The sequence below is a fragment of the Thermogutta hypogea genome (assembly GCF_055386265.1).
In genome coordinates this window covers 2,925,780-2,942,344 of sequence record NZ_AP042425.1, presented here as the reverse complement: position 1 = coordinate 2,942,344, position 16,565 = coordinate 2,925,780, and the positions used below count along the sequence as shown (strand labels likewise).

At 64.7% G+C, this 16,565-nt stretch carries 12 protein-coding genes; 6 read left to right on the top strand and 6 right to left on the bottom strand.

Translation table 11 applies throughout. The features are described from left to right. Positions 1-126 precede the first annotated feature (126 nt). The gene (locus tag ACZ5B4_RS10570; RefSeq protein ID WP_464911192.1) at positions 127-1,566 is read right to left on the bottom strand and encodes an AAA-type ATPase lid domain-containing protein; all 1,440 of its coding nucleotides are present in this window, start codon (positions 1,564-1,566) and stop codon (positions 127-129) included. A gap of 454 nt (positions 1,567-2,020) precedes the next feature. Here ACZ5B4_RS10570 and ACZ5B4_RS10565 point away from each other — a divergent pair, with 454 nt between their 5' ends. From ACZ5B4_RS10565 to ACZ5B4_RS10545, 5 genes are all read left to right on the top strand, one after another. Beyond that, the gene (locus tag ACZ5B4_RS10565) at positions 2,021-4,174 is read left to right on the top strand and encodes a glycosyl hydrolase family 65 domain-containing protein (RefSeq protein WP_464911191.1); all 2,154 of its coding nucleotides are present in this window, start codon (positions 2,021-2,023) and stop codon (positions 4,172-4,174) included. 95 nt (positions 4,175-4,269) lie between these two features. Then, the gene (locus tag ACZ5B4_RS10560) at positions 4,270-4,746 is read left to right on the top strand and encodes a hypothetical protein (RefSeq protein WP_464911190.1); all 477 of its coding nucleotides are present in this window, start codon (positions 4,270-4,272) and stop codon (positions 4,744-4,746) included. 133 nt (positions 4,747-4,879) lie between these two features. Further along, positions 4,880-5,770, top strand: coding sequence for a tRNA pseudouridine(55) synthase TruB (gene truB, locus ACZ5B4_RS10555; RefSeq protein ID WP_464911189.1), 891 nt, complete (start codon positions 4,880-4,882; stop codon positions 5,768-5,770). Between the two features lie 247 nt (positions 5,771-6,017). Beyond that, positions 6,018-7,322 (top strand): aminomethyltransferase family protein, encoded by a 1,305-nt coding sequence (locus ACZ5B4_RS10550; RefSeq protein ID WP_464911188.1) that lies wholly within the window; start codon positions 6,018-6,020, stop codon positions 7,320-7,322. A 153-nt stretch (positions 7,323-7,475) separates the two neighbouring features. Continuing rightward, positions 7,476-8,861 (top strand): hypothetical protein, encoded by a 1,386-nt coding sequence (locus tag ACZ5B4_RS10545; RefSeq protein WP_464911187.1) that lies wholly within the window; start codon positions 7,476-7,478, stop codon positions 8,859-8,861. A gap of 78 nt (positions 8,862-8,939) precedes the next feature. Here ACZ5B4_RS10545 and ACZ5B4_RS10540 read toward each other — a convergent pair whose 3' ends face one another. The 4 genes from ACZ5B4_RS10540 to ACZ5B4_RS10525 form a co-directional block, all read right to left on the bottom strand. Continuing rightward, positions 8,940-9,968: a hypothetical protein gene (locus ACZ5B4_RS10540; RefSeq protein WP_464911186.1), complete on the bottom strand. Its 1,029-nt coding sequence runs from the start codon at positions 9,966-9,968 to the stop codon at positions 8,940-8,942. A gap of 97 nt (positions 9,969-10,065) precedes the next feature. Continuing rightward, on the bottom strand, positions 10,066-12,084 hold the full coding sequence (locus ACZ5B4_RS10535; RefSeq protein WP_464911185.1) for a serine/threonine-protein kinase: 2,019 nt from the start codon (positions 12,082-12,084) through the stop codon (positions 10,066-10,068). A gap of 131 nt (positions 12,085-12,215) precedes the next feature. Next, complete coding sequence (locus ACZ5B4_RS10530; RefSeq protein WP_464911184.1) at positions 12,216-12,860, bottom strand: FHA domain-containing protein; 645 nt, start codon at positions 12,858-12,860, stop codon at positions 12,216-12,218. Between the two features lie 76 nt (positions 12,861-12,936). Then, complete coding sequence (locus ACZ5B4_RS10525; RefSeq protein WP_464911183.1) at positions 12,937-13,770, bottom strand: hypothetical protein; 834 nt, start codon at positions 13,768-13,770, stop codon at positions 12,937-12,939. 269 nt (positions 13,771-14,039) lie between these two features. Between ACZ5B4_RS10525 and ACZ5B4_RS10520 the strand changes: the two genes are divergently transcribed. After that, positions 14,040-15,227 carry a nucleotidyl transferase family protein gene (locus tag ACZ5B4_RS10520; protein WP_464911182.1) on the top strand — a complete coding sequence of 396 codons (1,188 nt, stop codon included), beginning with the start codon at positions 14,040-14,042 and terminating at the stop codon, positions 15,225-15,227. 79 nt (positions 15,228-15,306) lie between these two features. Here the strand turns inward: ACZ5B4_RS10520 and ACZ5B4_RS10515 are convergent, their stop codons facing one another. Further along, the gene (locus ACZ5B4_RS10515) at positions 15,307-16,311 is read right to left on the bottom strand and encodes an endonuclease V (RefSeq protein ID WP_464911181.1); all 1,005 of its coding nucleotides are present in this window, start codon (positions 16,309-16,311) and stop codon (positions 15,307-15,309) included. Positions 16,312-16,565 lie beyond the last annotated feature (254 nt).

The following is a 16,565-nucleotide window of genomic DNA, read 5'->3' as shown; positions in this document are numbered from 1 at the left end:
CGGCGCGACTCGGGAGGTGCGCTCCCATGACAAGTCTAGCTTTCCGCCGCGGGATGCGCCGGCCTCGGCCTATTTTTCCGGCCATAGCGAATCTGCCGAGGGGGATGCGGGCGGTAACGGTCGCCTTCAGAGCTCGAGGCTCTCGCCCTCTGAATCGTTGCCGGGGCGTTCTTCCAACCCCAATTGCACGAGCCGCCGATAGAGTCTGGGCCGCGACACCCCCAGCATTTTCGCGGCGAGCGTCTTGTTGCCGCGGGCGCGGCGCAAGGCCCGTTGCAGCAGTTCCTTCTCCACATCCGCCAGGAATTGCGGCAAGGAGATCGCGGCCGGCCGCGCAGTCGCTTCGAGCTGGGATCGAACGGCCGAAAGGAACGACCGCGGCAAGTCCGCCACGCCGATCAGCGGGGCGGCGGCCTTTCCGTGCGCCAGGCGTACGACGTCGCACAATTCGTGGAAATTGCCCGGCCAAGCGTAGACGCTCAGCAAATCGAGGGCGTCCTGCGAGAAGCCCATGACCTGCTTGGTTTCCTCGGCATTACACTCCTCCAGCACGGATTGGGCCAAGAGGGGAAGATCGTCGCGCCGGGAGCGGATCTCCGGCACTTCCACGATCAAGATGCTGATGCAGGCGGCCAGATCCGCGGCGAAGAGGCCTTTCTCGGCCGCCTGCAGCAACGGTTCGCGCGAGGTGGCGACGATGCGCAGGCGGAGCGATGCCGAGGCCGTCCATCTCCGCAAAACCACTTGAGCGTCGCTCGGCAGCCGATCGACGTCCTCCAGCAGCAGCATATCGGGGCGGGACTTTTTGTCGCTTGCCGCTTGGAAGGCTTGAATCACGCCCTCCAGGACGTCGGGATCCAAGTCCGGGCAGGGGATGGGGATCAGCGTCTGGTCCGGCGAATTCCGCCAGGCGTCGAATAACGCCGCGGCCAAGAGACGCTTTCCGCCGGCTGCCGGCCCGAGGAAAAGAACGTTCTCGTCCGTACCGGCGGCCGCCCGAAATTGCGATCGCAGCCGCGCCGCCGCGGCGCTATTTCCCAACAGCAGGGCGGGCATTCCCCGCGATGCGCGTTCCGCCCGAAAGTCCTGCAAGAGCTGATGAAGCCGTTGCGCGTTCCGCTCGTCCCGATCGGCGGGCATCGCGGAATCGGGCGCCCGGTCGGCCGCCCTGCCGCCGGCGGATGATGTCTCGGAAAGATCCTGCCCCTCGGCGACGGCCAGGAGGGCGCGAGGCTCGCCCTGCGCGTCCAACCGGAGGAATTGCACGGCTCTGCGTCGGACCCGGCCCTCTCCGGTCAAGCACGCGATCTCGCCCGGCGTTCGCGGGCGTTCCATGGCTCCGGGAGGCGGGCACAGCCCCGCCGCCAAGGCATCGCCGGGATCGACGGCCCCGCTGTGAAATGCGCAGCGCCGGTCCAAAATCGCCTCTTCCGAACATCCCAACCACGTCAACAAGGCCTGATTGCAGTAGCGAATCCGCCACGCGGCATCCACCAGGAAGACCGGCTGCTCCACGCCGTCGAAGATGCGAATCAAGTTGGTGAAACGCCGTCGTTTGCCGGGCATCGATATGGCCGTCCCTCAACGCGTGCCGCCGTTGCTGCCAAGGACTGCCGCCGCCGGGACATCGGACACATCTCACGCGCTGGGACATGCCCGAATTCGGCGCGGTCGCCCTGACTCGTATTGTCTCCGATTCCGAAGCGATCTCAAGGTCGTCCGGAAGCCTCCGGCACGGCATGCCAACCGATGGTCGGGGACTATCCGGGTCGCGTGCGGGTGCGCGGCGGGAATCGCTTCTCAAAGACGGATCGCCGGCGAACCGATCACCGCGTCCCTATTCGCTAGACCATCGCAAGCGGTGCCCGTGCGTTCTCGAAGATCGCAGTCTGGCACGTTGTCCGGGGACATGGCATAATGAGCCGCAAGTCGCACGCGCGGCCCGAACCCCGCCCTCCTAGGCACACCGCGCTTACATGCCCACGCCTTCAGTCCGCCTGCCGTAGTTGGAGCTTTCCGCATGACGAACCCGTATGGACTGTTGCTGCTGCTTTGCGCGGCGGCGGGCGCTGACGGCGCCGAACCGCCGGCCGATTTTCCCCGCTTTGTCGTTCCCGGTGCCGAGCAAGAGATGGTCACCCTGCGCGACCTCTTTTGGTTGCATTACCCGGGCGCGGGGCCGAAGGCGACGTTGTGGGACGAATGGCTGCCGGATGCGGCCCTGTGGCCGGCCGTCGATACGAACGACGCGGCGGAGCAAATGCGGCTCCGTTGGAGCGAGGCCCTATCCCGCCGGATACTCGACCCCGAGGGTTACGTCGCCACCCATCAGCACGCCAGCATCGCCCACCAGTTGGGCTGGCCTTTTCCCTTCTGGAATCAAGGACGGCGGGGTTGCGGTTGGCACTTCTCCTTCAAAAACACGGTCGGCGCCGGATGGCGCCCCAATAACCTGAGTACGACCGACGGCTGGGAGTTGCGAGGGGCCGCGGACGGCGGTCTGGGCGAGGACGGTTGGACGATCGTGGTGCAGGAGCCCGACGCCGTGATCGCAGCGCCCGCTCGGCTCTGCGACGCCTTCGAGGTTCCTTTCCTGCAACTTCGTTGGCGTACGGAGGGGTTGGGAAAAACGCGGCCGTACATCGCGTGGACCGCGCCCGGCGACGAAACGGAGGATTCCGAGCGGAGGATGTACTTCGACCCTCCCGCAGGCGCCGCCGTCGAATACGCCATGATTCCCATGTATCGCCACCCGGCTTGGTCGGGAGAGGTGCGCCGGCTACGCATCGGCCTGGGCAACACCCGACCGGGCAAGATCGTCCTTCAGGCCTTCTTTTCGCAGTACGATACCCGACACAACATCAACGGGCAAAACTTCATCCGGGGCTGCGCGAAATACTTTTTCTGGACCGGAGACCTCACCTTCTTGAGGGCGAATATCCAGCGGATGCGAACCGCGCTCCGCTACATCATGCAGGACCATCACACCTTGGAGGCCAAGGTCGTGGTAACGGATTGGGTCGGGCACGACGGTCGTTCCGGGATACGACGCACCGCCGACGGCAAGGAAATCCTCACGGGGCGCGGCATCGGCAACAACTATTGGGACCTGCTGCCGTTCGGCGGAAAGGATTGCTACGCCACCGTGCAGTACTACGACGCCGTGCGGACGATGGCCGAGTTGGAGCGTGAAATCCTGGCCCATCCCGAGTGGAACATCCCCCGCGGCTTCCTCGCCTTTTCGCCCGACGAGCTGGAACGGCACGCGGCGGAAGTGAAAGAGACGGGCAACACCCTGTTTTGGAACCCGACCACGGAACGATTCGTCGCCTGCGTCGACGCCGAAGGAAAGACGCACGACTACGGCTTCACCTTTCTCAACCTCGAGGCGGTGCACTACGGCTTCGCAACTCCCGAACACGCCGAGGCCGTCCTGTCGTGGATCGACGGCAAGCGGACCGTGGAGGGCGACACCTCCCAGGGGGACGACATCTACCACTGGCGTTTCGCCCCGCGCGCCACCACGCTGCGCAATATCGACTGGTACTTTTGGGCTTGGAGCAACCCGGAATCGATCCCTTTCGGCGGACAGGTCCAGGACGGCGGCGCGGTGCTGGGATTCTCGTATCACGACCTTTCCGCTAGGCTGAGCGTGCTGGGACCGAACAACGCTTGGAAGCGGCTCCGGGAGATCCTGCGCTGGTTCCAAGAGGTTCAGACGGCCGGCGGATACCGTGCCTATTACGACGGGACGCGCGACGGAACGCTGCAAGGCGGGGGAACGGCGGGCGGCTTGGGCTTGGATCGCGAATTCTTCGAAAGCGTCCTCGTGCCCCAGATCATGCTGTACGGTTTTCTCGGCTTCCAGCCTCGCGGCGACGGTTTTGCGATGAACCCGCGGCTCCCCGACGATTGGCCGGAATTGACGATCGACCGCGTTCGCTACCACAATATCCTGCTGCAAATCAATGCGAGCCGAGACCGCATCGAGATTCGTTCGCAAGGCACTTTGGAGCAGCCGCTGCGCCTGATTCTCCCGCAACGGAAGTGGCGGGCCGAGACGTTGCAGGGCGGTGGATCGCAAGCACCGGTCCCGAGCGACGGCGGGCCGGAGCACGTTTGGAGTATTGCGCCGGGGAGGGACTTCGCCGTGCGATTCCAAGTCGATCCCTGAGCCCGACGGCCGTCGGTCGGGAGAGCGGCTCTCATGCAAGATGGGCGGCGTGCCGGCCCGGGTCTGCGTGCCGCTCTTGCTTGGAGGTCGAAGCAATGAGCGAACCTTCTCTTTCTGGTTCCCATGACGGCATGGCGCCGGTTGAACCGCGTCTCAGTTCCCCGCCTGCGCCCACCGGGCAAAATGACGCATCGGGATGCTCGCTCTTGCTCCCTCTCATAGTCCTGATCCTCGGCATTTACACCTCCCTCGGGCTCCAGATTAATGCGATGTTTCGCAAGCCCCAGCCGTTCGAGCAGGCATGGCTGCAATTGGCGATCTTGCACCGTTTGCAAGAGTCGCAAGAGCAGGGGCGTCAACTGATCGAGGAAGGGAAGCACTTGGAGGCCGGTTTGCTATTCGCCGATCTCGCGGCGGCATATCGCTTGCTCCTGCCGGAGCTTAACAACCCCGTCGCCGTAAAGCCGACTATGCTGGAAGAGGAGGCCTTGTGGGAATTTCGTCGCGCCGAGTGCGAGTTCGCGTACGGTGAGTATTTGAAGCTGCGATATCCGCAGTGGTCTCCCAAGTGAGTGGGGATGGGGCGCCGGTCCGCGCCCCGCCCGGCAGCGGAACGACATCGACGGCCCGGTCGCCGAAAGCCGGCAAGCATGTTTTACGGCACCGGCACGGCATCCTGTCCCAAGTGATGACGGAGTTGCGGCGGTGCATGCCGGAATCCTTTGCCTGAACAAACCGCCGGGCATAACCTCGCGCGATGCGGTGAACATCGTGCAGCGTTTCGCCCGGCCGCTCAAGGTCGGCCACGCGGGCACGCTGGACCCGGCGGCGCAGGGCGTCCTCGTCGTCTGCGTCGGTCCGGCGACTCGGCTGATTCCCTTGATCCACGAACTCCCCAAGTCGTACGTGGCAACGTTTCTGCTGGGACGTTCCAGCCCCACCGACGACCTGGATTCCGAAGTCGCGCTGTTCGAGGACGGGAGTATCCCCACGCCGGATGCGGTACGGGCCGCTTTGCCGCGGTTCCTCGGCCGCATTGAGCAACGCCCGCCGGACTATTCGGCGGTGAAGATCGCCGGTCGCCGGGCCTACGACTTGGCGCGACGCGGCAAAGCTGTGGAACTCGCCCCGCGAACCGTGGAAGTCCGCCGGATCGACCTTGTGCGCTATGATTACCCGGAACTGGAGCTGAGCATCGAGTGCGGATCGGGGACCTACATCCGGGCCTTGGGGCGCGATTTGGCGATCGCCTTGGGGACGCGGGCCGTCATGGCCGCTCTGCTTCGCACGGCCGTCGGTGATTTTCGGGTGGAAGAGGCGGTCGATCCCCGGGCCCTTGATCGCGACAACTGGCGGGGCTGCTTGCGTCCGGCTCGCGACGCGGTTCGGCACTTGCCCACGCTGCGGCCGCCCGCGGACGACCTGCGACGGCTGCGAAACGGCGGCATGATCGCGATCGATCCGACGTTCCCGATCGGGGTCCGCGTCGCCGTCCTCGATGAACGCGACGAACTCGTCGGCATTTGCGGGGTGATTGCGCGAAATATCGCTAAACCGCTCATCAATTTTCGGGCGGAAAGCGGAGGCGGCTCGTGAGGGCGGAACGTGCTTGTCGCGCAGCGCTGCACCCTCCTGCCCGCGCGGCGACGGGCCGCCGGACGGCAGCCGGAGAGGGGCCGCGCCGGCTGTTTTCCCTCGGTGGGTCTGGTCATCGCCGCACAAAACCGTCAAGATCAAGGTTTTGTCGAGCGCCGTCGGACTCGTGCGGGTCGGCGACGCAAGGGAAGCCGCTTTTCGTGATGCGGTGCCGTTGGGGGCGCCGCCGTAGACCTGAAATCCACTGATGACCGACCATTCGCTGAAAGAAACGCCGCTCGCCGCCTGGCACCGGCATCATGGTGCGCGGATGACGGAGTTCGGCGGCTGGAACATGCCGCTCTTTTATCCCGCGGGCATCTTGAAGGAGCACCTGCGAACGCGTGCCTGGGCCGGGCTGTTCGATGTCAGCCACATGGGCCGATTTTGGTTCCGGGGCGGCCGGACGCCGGACTTTCTCCGCTACGCCTTGACTCATGACGCCGCCGCCTTGTCCGTCGGCCGATCCCAATACACGCTGATTCCCAAGGAAGACGGCTCCGCCCTGGACGACGCCTTTCTTTATCGCTTCGAGTCGGGGGAATACGTGCTGGTCGTCAACGCCGCCAACGCCTCCGCGGATGCCTCGCACTTGCAGGCAATCGCGGATGAGTTCGGGGTGGAGATCGAAGACCGGACCGCGGCAACCGCCATGTTCGCCCTGCAAGGGCCCGCTGCCTGGCAAATCCTTCGCAGTTTGCAGCCGACGCTCTCCGACCCCATGCCGGGTCGGAATCGCTCGCTTACGGTCTCCCTCTTGCAAACGCAATGCCTGGTCTCCCGGACGGGTTATACGGGGGAGCCGATCGGATTCGAGATTTTTCTGCCGGCCGAGCAGGCCGAGGCGATTTGGACCCGGTTGATCGAGCTCGGGAGACCCCTGGGGTTGGGACCGATCGGATTGGGTGCTCGGGACACGCTGCGGTTGGAGGCCTCGCTGCCGCTCTTCGGACATGAAGGCGGTATCGATCCCGAGGGCCGACCGATGCCGATTTTGGCCGTTCCCACCTCTCGCTTCGGCGTGAGCTGGGACGATGCACGACGCGATTTCGTGGGACGCTCGGCGCTGGCGCGTCAATTCGCGGCCGTGCAAGCGCTCCGCGACGGGGGAAAGCCGGACGTCGAGGCGTTGCCGCGTCGGGTGCGACCGTTGGCCGTCTTGGACCCCGGCGTGGCCCGTCACGGCGATACGGTTGTGCTCGGCGATCGAGCCGTGGGTTGGATTACCAGCGGGAGCGTGGCGCCGTACTGGAACTGGGCCGTCCTCTCGGACGAGCAAGATGCGCCGCCGCCCGCCGCAAACCCCGTTTCGGCTGAAACGTGGGAGGAACAGGACGGGGCGTCGCAAACGGGAAAACGGCCCGTGGCCTTGGCTTACGTGGACGTCCGGCTCGATGAAGGCCTTCCTCCGGAGGTCCTCAGCCGAGGCAGGCGGTTACGTGCAAAATGGGTCGATCGTCATGGGCGAAGTGACGTTCCACCGTATTTTCGGCCCATTTTGCCGACGGCGTGATGTCGCATCCACGTTCCTTGTTGAGGAGAGCGGCGGCGGAGCGACCGCTTCGCCGGCGGAGGCGATCCGTCCGGAGACCGCCGCGGCTCGCAAACATGCGTCGCAGGTAATTTCGAGATGACTCTGTTTTTTTGACGTTACGAGAACGGAACCATGTCCTACCAACAAGCGGCCATCGAAATCTTGGAACGGGCGGTAAGCAATCACCAGTGGCGGCAGCGGCGGTGCATCAACTTGATCCCGTCGGAGATGACGCCTTCGCCCTTGGTCCGCCTCCTGCAAGTGACCGACCCGGTGGGGCGATACGCGGAGCACAATTTTCTCTCCAGCGTCAATCGCGAGGTTTACTACTACCAAGGCACGGATTTCATCGCTTGGGTCGAAGAACGACTGATCCAAGAGATGGCCGCGTATCTCCGCTGCCGGCAGGTCGAGCCGCGGTTGATCAGCGGTCAAACGGCGAACATGGCGGTCTTCAGCGCCTTGGTGGCGTACCGAAACCGCCGTGATTCCGCGCGGGAAGTGGAGAGGATTCGGTTGGTGTTGAACCATCACCTCGGCCTGGGCGGCCACCTCAGCGCCCAGCCGATGGGCCCGATGCGGGACTACGTGGCCAAGGATCCCGCCACCGGGAAATTCGCCGTGGTGCATTTCCCGGTTTGCAAGGACAATCCCTACCGTGTGGACGTTCAGGCCCTCGCCGATCTTGTAGCCGACAAGACGCCCGAGCTGGTGATCTTCGGCAAGAGCATGTTCATCGAACGGGAGCCGGTGGCCGAAGTCCGCAAGCTTTTTGCGGATCGGGCCGAGCGGCCGCTCTTCATGTTCGATGCGGCGCACGTGCTGGGCATCCTCGGGCCCCACTTCCAAGACCCCATCGCGGAGGGCGCGGACTTGGTGACCGGCTCCACGCACAAGACGTTTTTCGGCACCCAGCGAGGCATCATCGGTGCGTCGTTGGAGGAGGACTCGCCCTGGAATGAGCTGTGGCAGACGGTTCGCCGCCGAGCCTTTCCCGGCTTCCTCAGCAATCATCATCTGGGGACGATGCTCGGCTTGCTCATGGCCGCCGTGGAAATGAACGCCTTTCGCGAGGCATACCAAAAGCAGGTCGTCGCCAACGCCAAGGCCTTGGCCAAGGCCCTGCATGAGGCCGGCGTCGGAGTGGAGGGAGATCCCGCCTTGGGCTTTACCGAAACGCATCAAGTGCTGGTCCACGTGGGCGAAGGCCGAGGCCAAGCCGTCGCCGAACGATTGGAAAAAAATCACATCATCGTCAATTACCAGGCCCTGCCGCGCGACGCCAATTTCACGGTCAGCTCCGGTCTGCGATTGGGCGTGGCCGAGATGACCCGCTTCGGCATGAAGGAAAAGGACTTCGGCGAGTTGGCGGAGTTGATGGCGGACGTCATCCTGCGCAATCGGGACGTTGCCGACGCGGTGGCACGATTCCGCGAACGATTCCTGGAAATGCAGTACTGCTTCCGGGGCGAGGAGATTCGGGAGCTGAAGGAAAAGCTGCTGGAGACCTTCGCGTAGGCGGTGTTGCCGCGGAACGAGGGCCGAGTTCGGCGTCGTTGTGCGAGACGTGCGACGGCAGGTTCGGCGCGTCGCGCCTCAGGTGCCTGCCGCCAAGGTGGCGGCCCAATTCCCCCCCAAACCTAGCAAGAGCGTCAACAGCACGGGGGGCAGAACGGCCGCGATGACGGCCGCCGCCCGCAGGCGGCCGCGGAATCGACCCGCCGACGTCTGATCCAGCTTCAAGTACGACCAAGCTACGGCCAGCAGCCACAGGACGCCCGCGAAGCCCGCCGCGAAGACGCCCACCCGATACAGGCTCAGGACGGACCGCCACAGCGATTTGAGGTAGTCGTTGGTCGCGGAGTCGAAGACGAGGAGGGCGTGCAGGACGGTCATTTCGGCCTGCTCGGTGCTGGTGACGAGAAAGGGACGGTTTTCGTACCAGCGTTCCCGGATCAACCGCTCTTCGATGAAAGCCCGAGGCAACCGCACCCGTCCTCTGGCTTGCTCGCCGAGATACAAGGCGACGTATTCGTCCACGGCTTGGTTGACGGCGAAGAGCAGGTTTTGTTCGCACTCCAGGGGCGTGGTGTAAGGACCGACGCGGATCGGAAAGTGATATTCGCCGCCCACGCGAGCCGCTCGCTCATCGACCCAGGTGGGCGGGGGAGAGGCCTGTGCGGTATGCAGCGGCGTCGGACTTCGGGCGGGAGACGGAGACGAGGCGGCCTGATCGGCCCCATCACCCGCGGCTTCCTCGGAGGCCTCCGCGTTTGGTGCGATAGGGACGGGTGAGCGCGGCGGCGACGGCGCATCCGGCGGACTCGGCGGCACCGGTGAATCCGTTGACGGGGTAGCTTCGGCTGCAAGTCCCTCCGGCGGTCCGTAGGCGATGCCGGTCACCTGACTCTGCACTTCCGACCGAACTTGAAACCAAAAGACCGCCGCGACTCCGACCAGGCCGATCAAGATCAGGCAGACGCCCCCGAAGACAGCGGCCAGAACGGCGGAAAATCCGCGAGATCGGGCGGCGACCCACGTGATGCCCCCCAGGATTGCCGGAAATCCCAGCGCGGCGGCGATAATCAAGAGTTCCGCGAAACCAAACATGGCATTTCGCCTCATGTTAGCTTTGGAGCATGGCCGGGACGGCCGAGCCGGGTAAGCCGACCGGGCTACGCGCTCCCTGCCGGATCACACTCGCCCCATCCGTCTATTCGTACTATTCGTCCCAACGAGGTTGGGATTCGCGCTTGAGCAAGGGCGTGAACCACGGGGCGGCCATTTGAACGGTAAGGCTGGTCGCCACGGCCGGCATCATCAACCAGTGGAGCGGAAACTCCCATACCGTGGCGACGACGGCCGAGGCTACGGCCGCGATGATGAGCGAACCGATGGTCACCCGTTGAGATCGCATGGGATCGCACAGTCGCCACCAACGCAGAATGAAAAACAGCGTGCCGAAGACGGCGATCATGGCCGGCAGCATCGGCTCCCCGCCGTCGTAGAAGCCGGAGGGTACGCTCCAGGGCAAGCGGAGATTGCCGCTCATCGCGCGGAAGCCGCGGGGATCGAAAGGCAAGTCCGCCAAAAAGAACTTCATCAAGGTGAAGCCGAGCACGCCCAGCAGGAGGCCTACCACCAACATGATGAAGCGCCGCAGGGCGGTATCCCCCTCGCGATCCTCCCAGAATTTGCCCGCGATAAGGATGCTCCACGAAGCGAACACCGCCACGGAATAAACCCATGCCGCCTGGGGCAAAGAAGGGATATCCTGCTGAAAGCTCCGCAGCAGGGCGAGGATCAGCACGGCGATGGCGGCGACGGCGCTGGACGCCAGCATCGAGCCGAATAGTTCCATGACGCGGAGTCGCAGGGGCCGCCGGCTCAATTCCGCCCGCAGCATCCGGCGGCGCGTGCCGGCACTGTAATATTGATGGACGATCGTTTCCCGCTCTCCTGCCGCCAACCCCGGCGACAACCGGCCGCCTGCTCGCCCCCCGCCGGGGAACTGCGTCGCCGCCGCCTGCGGCTTGACCACCAAGGCCCGAACGACCCAGTAACAGGCATACAGCATCAGTAACCCGGCCACGGCGGGGAAGATGAATCCGGCATTGAAAAACAAGAGCACCGCCAAACCCGCCAGGACGAGAACCTTGACGGGAGTGGTCATCTCACGGGATTCCCAGACCTGCCGAAGCTTACGGACGCCGCGTTTCACGCCGCGATAGATGGGCTCTTCGTCGGGCGGTTCCGCCAACTCGGCTTGCACGTAGGCGGTTTCCGCATCCCCACTCCCTTCCTGCCGAGATCGGTCCGTCGCCTGACCGCTGGATGCGGCGGTGAAGGTCGGTCCGCAGTATCCTCCCGCCGGAGGCGCCGGCAATAAGCTCAGCATTTCTCCCACGTCGTGGAAGCGTTTTTCGGGGTCTTTCTCCAAGGCTCGGGCCACCACGGGCCGAAACTCCCCGGGCAGGGCGCTCAGGTCGGGCGTTGCCGTGAGATGCTTCATTAGAATCTCGCCGACCGTCTCGCCCTCGAACGGCAGCCGACCCGTCAGCATTTCGTAAAGCATCACGCCCAGGGCGTAGATGTCGATTTCCTTGCCGTAGCGGCCGTTGGCGATCTCGGGAGCCATGTAATGTACCGTTCCCACGCTTTCCGTCTGACCGCTGCGGCGGCTGCACGCGATGAACTTGGACAGGCCGTAGTCGCCCACCTTGACCACGCCTTCCTCGCAGAAGATATTGCCGGGCTTGAGGTCGCGATGCACGATGCCGTGCTTGTGCAGATGGCCGACTCCCGCCGCCAAGCCGTGGAACCAGGCCATGGCTTCCGAGACGGGCAGCCCTTGCGGGTGCTCGGCCAAGACATCCTGAAGCGATTTCCCGGCGACGTATTCCATCACCACCCAGTAGTTCTCGTCCGCGTCTTGCAGGACGTTGTAGATCGCCAGCAGATTGGGATGCTTGAGGTTCAGGCAGTGCGCGATTCCCCGCAGCTCGACCTCCAGATTGCGCCGGATGAGTTTGAGGGCTACGTCCTTGCCCGAATCGGCGACGGCGTAATAGACTTCTCCGAAGCCGCCGTGGCCGATGCCCCGCTTGATCGTATAACCCTCCAGCGGTCGCGCTCCGCTGGAATAGAAGAAGCGGCGACCGGCGGGAGCGGCGTCGGGCGGAGGGGAGCTGCCGGACTGGTTCGGTGAACGGTATGCCACGGCGATATCGGTCTCCAACATGAGATCCTCCATCCTCCCGCCTCGGCGGGATGTCCCCAACGTCGCCCCTTCATTCTACCGTCATTCGTCGCACGACCAAACTTCTTGGCGTTTTTTGCGATGCGACCGCCGGGTTGAATGCGGCGCACGGTTCAATCCGTCAGCGGCTCCATGGTGAACGACCAATCTTCCCCTTGCACATGAGAGGCGATGCTGAGCGGGGTGCGGTCCTCCACCGTCTTCCCATCGGCCGTGAAGCGTCCCCGGGTCTTGCAGTAGAGGCGATCGTTCTCGCGAAACAGGACCACCTCCCGTGTCCAATCGCGACAAAACACGTGGCACCGCGGCTTGGCTCCCAGCAGCAGATGATCGGCCATCAAAAGCGTTCCGTCGGTCGTCGGCAGCGTGCGGTGTCCGCTCACGTACTCCAGCCGAGCGGAGGCGCTGAGGGCATGGGGGCGCCGAAATCGCAGCCGCACCGCCGTTCCCAAACGCAATTCGCAGGCGTCCGGCAACAGCGTCGTCCTTTCCACCAAGCGCCCGTCCAGCCAAGTCGGTCGAAATGCCTCGATGCAGTAGCCTTCGTCCTCGCGCAGGATGCGGGCATGCCTGCCGGAGAGGTCCGCGATCAAGGGCACATCCGCCCCGCCCGCCGGCTCCGCTCGGCCGAGGGTTACCGAGGACTTCAGGCAGACCAAATAGCCGCCGACCCCGTCCACCCAAAGCAGGAAACGTTCCCAGCTCGAGCAGTCCAGGGTCGGCATGACGATGCGGTCCTTTTCGCCGAACAACCACATATCGGGTCTCCCGCGGTCGTACGCCGAGGCGGAGAGTGCCTGTTGGAAAAGCAGCCCTCCTCTCGTGCCTCCCCCATCAGCGCACTTGAGCCACGTCGCCTTGCGGCAGGCCTTCGCCCTCCGCCGCCGCGGTTTCGGTCTGTTGCTCATCGCCGAAGTAGCGGGTCACTTCATCCACGATATCCGGTTTGTCGGCCTGCTCCACGGGGATTTCCCCGCGATATTGCGATTCGGCCGCCACCATCCGCTCGGCCACGTCCAGCTTGGTACGCAAATCGATAATCAGCTCGCGGACGCGGCCCAGTCGGCTGCCGTCGATTTGCAGGGAGGACGCGGTTTGGGCGGCCTCGATCATCTGCAACCGCGCCGTCAGGTTGGCGACTTCTACTTCCAATTGTCGCTTGGCGGCCAGCATGCCTTCCATTTTCTCCCGTGCCGCCTGCAAAGTGCGGGTGCGAGCCGCGTGAATCTGCTCCATGCCCGCCAGAGTGGCTTCGTTGACCTTGTAGCGCTCGAACCTGGCGGTCAGGTCGGCCCGTACCTGGTCCGCGCTGTACTCGCGACCGGCGTAAACCACCTTCGTCTTCCCGGAGGCGGCATCATCCCGCAATCGGGCAATGGCCGCCTTTTCGGAGGCCAGGCTCTCCCGCATCTGCGCGATCTGCCGGTCCAGACGCTCGACCTCCACTTCTTCTCTGGCAATGGCGTGCATATTCTTGCGAATTTCGGGAATCAACCCGTCGATCATCGTCCGCGCTCGACGAATCTGGAACTCGAGTGGAACGGCGTCGACGACCGCCTCCTGAGCCAAGCCGGCCGAGGTGCGGACATAGCTCACGAAGTCGCGCCCGAAGAAAAACGTCCCCGTCAATAACAACACTCCCGACCCGATCAGAATCTTCTTCAACATGGTTCGTTCCTCCGCACTGGGGCGCCGATGGACTTGACCCTTGACCGCGACATAAACTGGAGAGGTCGTTTTTCTCGGCTCGCATTCACCGGCGATGGGCTGCCGGGGGAACCCGACCTCGCTAGGTTATTCGCTCGCCGAAACCGAATCTTGGAAGACAATCCATTTGGGAAGACAATTCGCGCTCCGTCGCGCGGGTACGCCTGCGCGGGGCATGTGGACCCCCGACAGGGCGTGTTTCGTAACCATTACGATCCAGCGGTAGCTCCATGCGTGAATCCACGGAATCGTTGATCCAGCGCATCCACGCGGGTAGGGGCCGGGTGGCAATCGTATGCACCGGTGGAGGGGGCCAGGCCCTTGCCGCGCTGCTGTCCGTGCCGGGAGGCTCGCGGACCGTCCTGGAGGCCGTCGTCCCCTACTGCCGACGTGCCGTCATTCGGTATCTCGGCGCTCCGCCCGACCAGTTCTGTGCCGAACCTACCGCCCGCGGGCTCGCGATGGCGGCATTCTTCCGCGCCCTGGACCTGCACCGCGAGGAGGCCGGGGCCGAGGCATCCGCCTCCCACAACGATGTTCCCGTTGCGGGCGTGTCGTGCACGGCCTCGCTGGCCACGGATCGACCCAAACGAGGGCCTCACCGGATTCACGTGGCCGCCCAGAGCATCGCCGCCACCGTGAGCTGGTCTTTGGAGCTTGAGAAAGGCAAACGCACGCGCCCGGAAGAAGAGGACATCGCCGCCCGAATGATCTTGAATGCCGTGGCCGAAGTCAAAGGGATCTCGGCGGAACTGGCGTTGCCGCTCTTGTCGGGCGAGGCCGTCTTTACGCACCGAGCCGAGGCGCCGCCTGCTTGGCAGCAGCTTTTGCTAGGGGAAACGGATGCCGTGCGTTTAGGCGTGCCCGCCGATTGGACCGGTCCCGCGCCGCCGGCCATCTTTCCCGGGGCGTTCAATCCCCTGCACGCCGGCCACCAGAGGATGGCCGAGTTGGCGGAGAAAATCCTCGGCGTGCCCGTCGAGTTCGAGATTTCGATCGTGAACGTGGATAAACCGCCGTTGGACTACGCGGAGCTACGTCGCCGGGTCGCCCAGTTTTCGTTGGAGGAGAGCGTTTGGTTGACCCGTGCGCCCACGTTCGAGGAAAAATCGCGCCGCTTTCCCGGTGCGGTGTTCATCGTGGGCGCGGACACCATTCGGCGGATCGCGGACACGCATTACTATGGCAACGATGCGGCGGCCCGCGATGCCGCCATCGCCCGAATCGCCGATCGCGGATGCCGATTTTTGGTCTTCGCTCGTTGCGTAGAGGGCCGCTGCTTGGATCTTGAGGATTTGGAACTTCCACCCGCCTTGCGTGCCCTATGCCAAGGAGTACCGCGCGAGCAGTTTCGCGAGGACCTATCGTCGAGCGATCTTCGGACGGGGAGACACGACGCGCCGGACTTCTTGGATTAGCGATGAGCCTGCCGGGCGGTCTCGGGGATCACGGTCGGCCGCCCAAGGGACGCGAGGATTTCTCCGGCAAGGAGCGAATTCATCCCGTGCCGCGGCTCTGCCGGCGGCTCAGGCGGTCCGCCCAATAGATCGGTTCGGGCAGGCGGCGGTGGAAGCAGGCGAGCGTCCAGGTAGCGGCATCCGCCGGGTCGATGAGGTGGCCCGGTGAAACATAGATGCACCGCGCATGGCCCGACCTTGAGCGGATACAAGTGCCGACCGCTTCGCCGTGCAAGACGATGGGCGTACCGGTACCCGGCAGCCGCGGCTCGCCTTCCGGCAAGCTGCCGCAGAGCAAGGTCTTGGTGACGCCGACGGTGGGTAGGCCGAGCGTCACTCCCAAGTGTGATGCCAAGCCTGCCCCGCGCGGGTGCAGGATGCCCGCCCCATCCACGAACAACAGGTCCGGGTGCAGTCCCGACTGCCGTGCCGCTTCCACCGCCGCCAGCATGACGGGCAATTCCCGAAAAGCCAAATAGCCCGAGATGTACGGGAATCGGCACTCCCGCCGAACCACGACCCGCTCCAGCAGCCGACCGTCGCGACGGCGGACGTGACAGTAGGCTGCGACCGCCTCGCCGTTGGGAGCGTAACTTGCGTCCACGCCGCCCAAGAAGTCGGGCGGTCGATCCAACGGGCGCAAGGCGACGGCCCGGCGCACCGCCTCTTGTCGTTCCCGCAGCTTCGCCAGCGGCGCAACGGGCAGAAGCGATCGCAGGTCGTCCGCGGAAAGCACGGCTTGGGGTTTCCACGTGCCGTCAAGCGACAGCGCCCCCTCCGCTCGCAGTCGGGCGCGCTTGGTCTCTTCGCCGGCGACATACCCGCCGAGAAGCCCGCCGGCACGCACCACGCGGTGGCAACGGCAGTCCTCCGCATGGGCATGGTTCAGGAGCCAATGACCGATCCAGACCGCGGCCGAGCGATCGCCCAGCAACGCGGCCAATCCCCCGGGGGTTGTCAAGCGACCCGGCGGAATCGCCGCGATCAAACGGCGAAGGTCGGCTTCCAAGTCGGGCAGTTCGGGGAGGTCGAAAGTCTCGGACACGGCAAGAACGGGCTCGGCACGTAAGAACGCTGAAAGCACGGCGGCACCCCGCGGCGACGTCAGCACTCGACCACGTTGCCGGTTGGGAAGCTGGCGCGATGCGACGCAATCCCCGATTGTACGACGAAACCGCCGCTTCTTCCCCTCGGGCAGGACGGCATCCGGTGTTAGGGACGGTGCCGCGGCCCGACTTCCCCGCAAGTGCCTGCCGCCTCCGCCGCTGCACGCCGGCCTTCCATGTCGCAGGATCTTGC

Coding starts and splice junctions, on each gene's coding strand:
- ACZ5B4_RS10560 (WP_464911190.1), top strand. CDS start 4,270: ATGAGCGAACCTTCTCTTTCTGGTTCCCATGACGGCATGGCGCCGGTT.
- ACZ5B4_RS10520 (WP_464911182.1), top strand. CDS start 14,040: ATGCGTGAATCCACGGAATCGTTGATCCAGCGCATCCACGCGGGTAGG.
- ACZ5B4_RS10550 (WP_464911188.1), top strand. CDS start 6,018: ATGACCGACCATTCGCTGAAAGAAACGCCGCTCGCCGCCTGGCACCGG.
- ACZ5B4_RS10570 (WP_464911192.1), bottom strand. CDS start 1,566: ATGCCCGGCAAACGACGGCGTTTCACCAACTTGATTCGCATCTTCGAC.
- ACZ5B4_RS10565 (WP_464911191.1), top strand. CDS start 2,021: ATGACGAACCCGTATGGACTGTTGCTGCTGCTTTGCGCGGCGGCGGGC.
- ACZ5B4_RS10530 (WP_464911184.1), bottom strand. CDS start 12,860: ATGTGGTTGTTCGGCGAAAAGGACCGCATCGTCATGCCGACCCTGGAC.
- ACZ5B4_RS10545 (WP_464911187.1), top strand. CDS start 7,476: ATGTCCTACCAACAAGCGGCCATCGAAATCTTGGAACGGGCGGTAAGC.
- ACZ5B4_RS10525 (WP_464911183.1), bottom strand. CDS start 13,770: ATGTTGAAGAAGATTCTGATCGGGTCGGGAGTGTTGTTATTGACGGGG.
- ACZ5B4_RS10540 (WP_464911186.1), bottom strand. CDS start 9,968: ATGAGGCGAAATGCCATGTTTGGTTTCGCGGAACTCTTGATTATCGCC.
- ACZ5B4_RS10535 (WP_464911185.1), bottom strand. CDS start 12,084: ATGTTGGAGACCGATATCGCCGTGGCATACCGTTCACCGAACCAGTCC.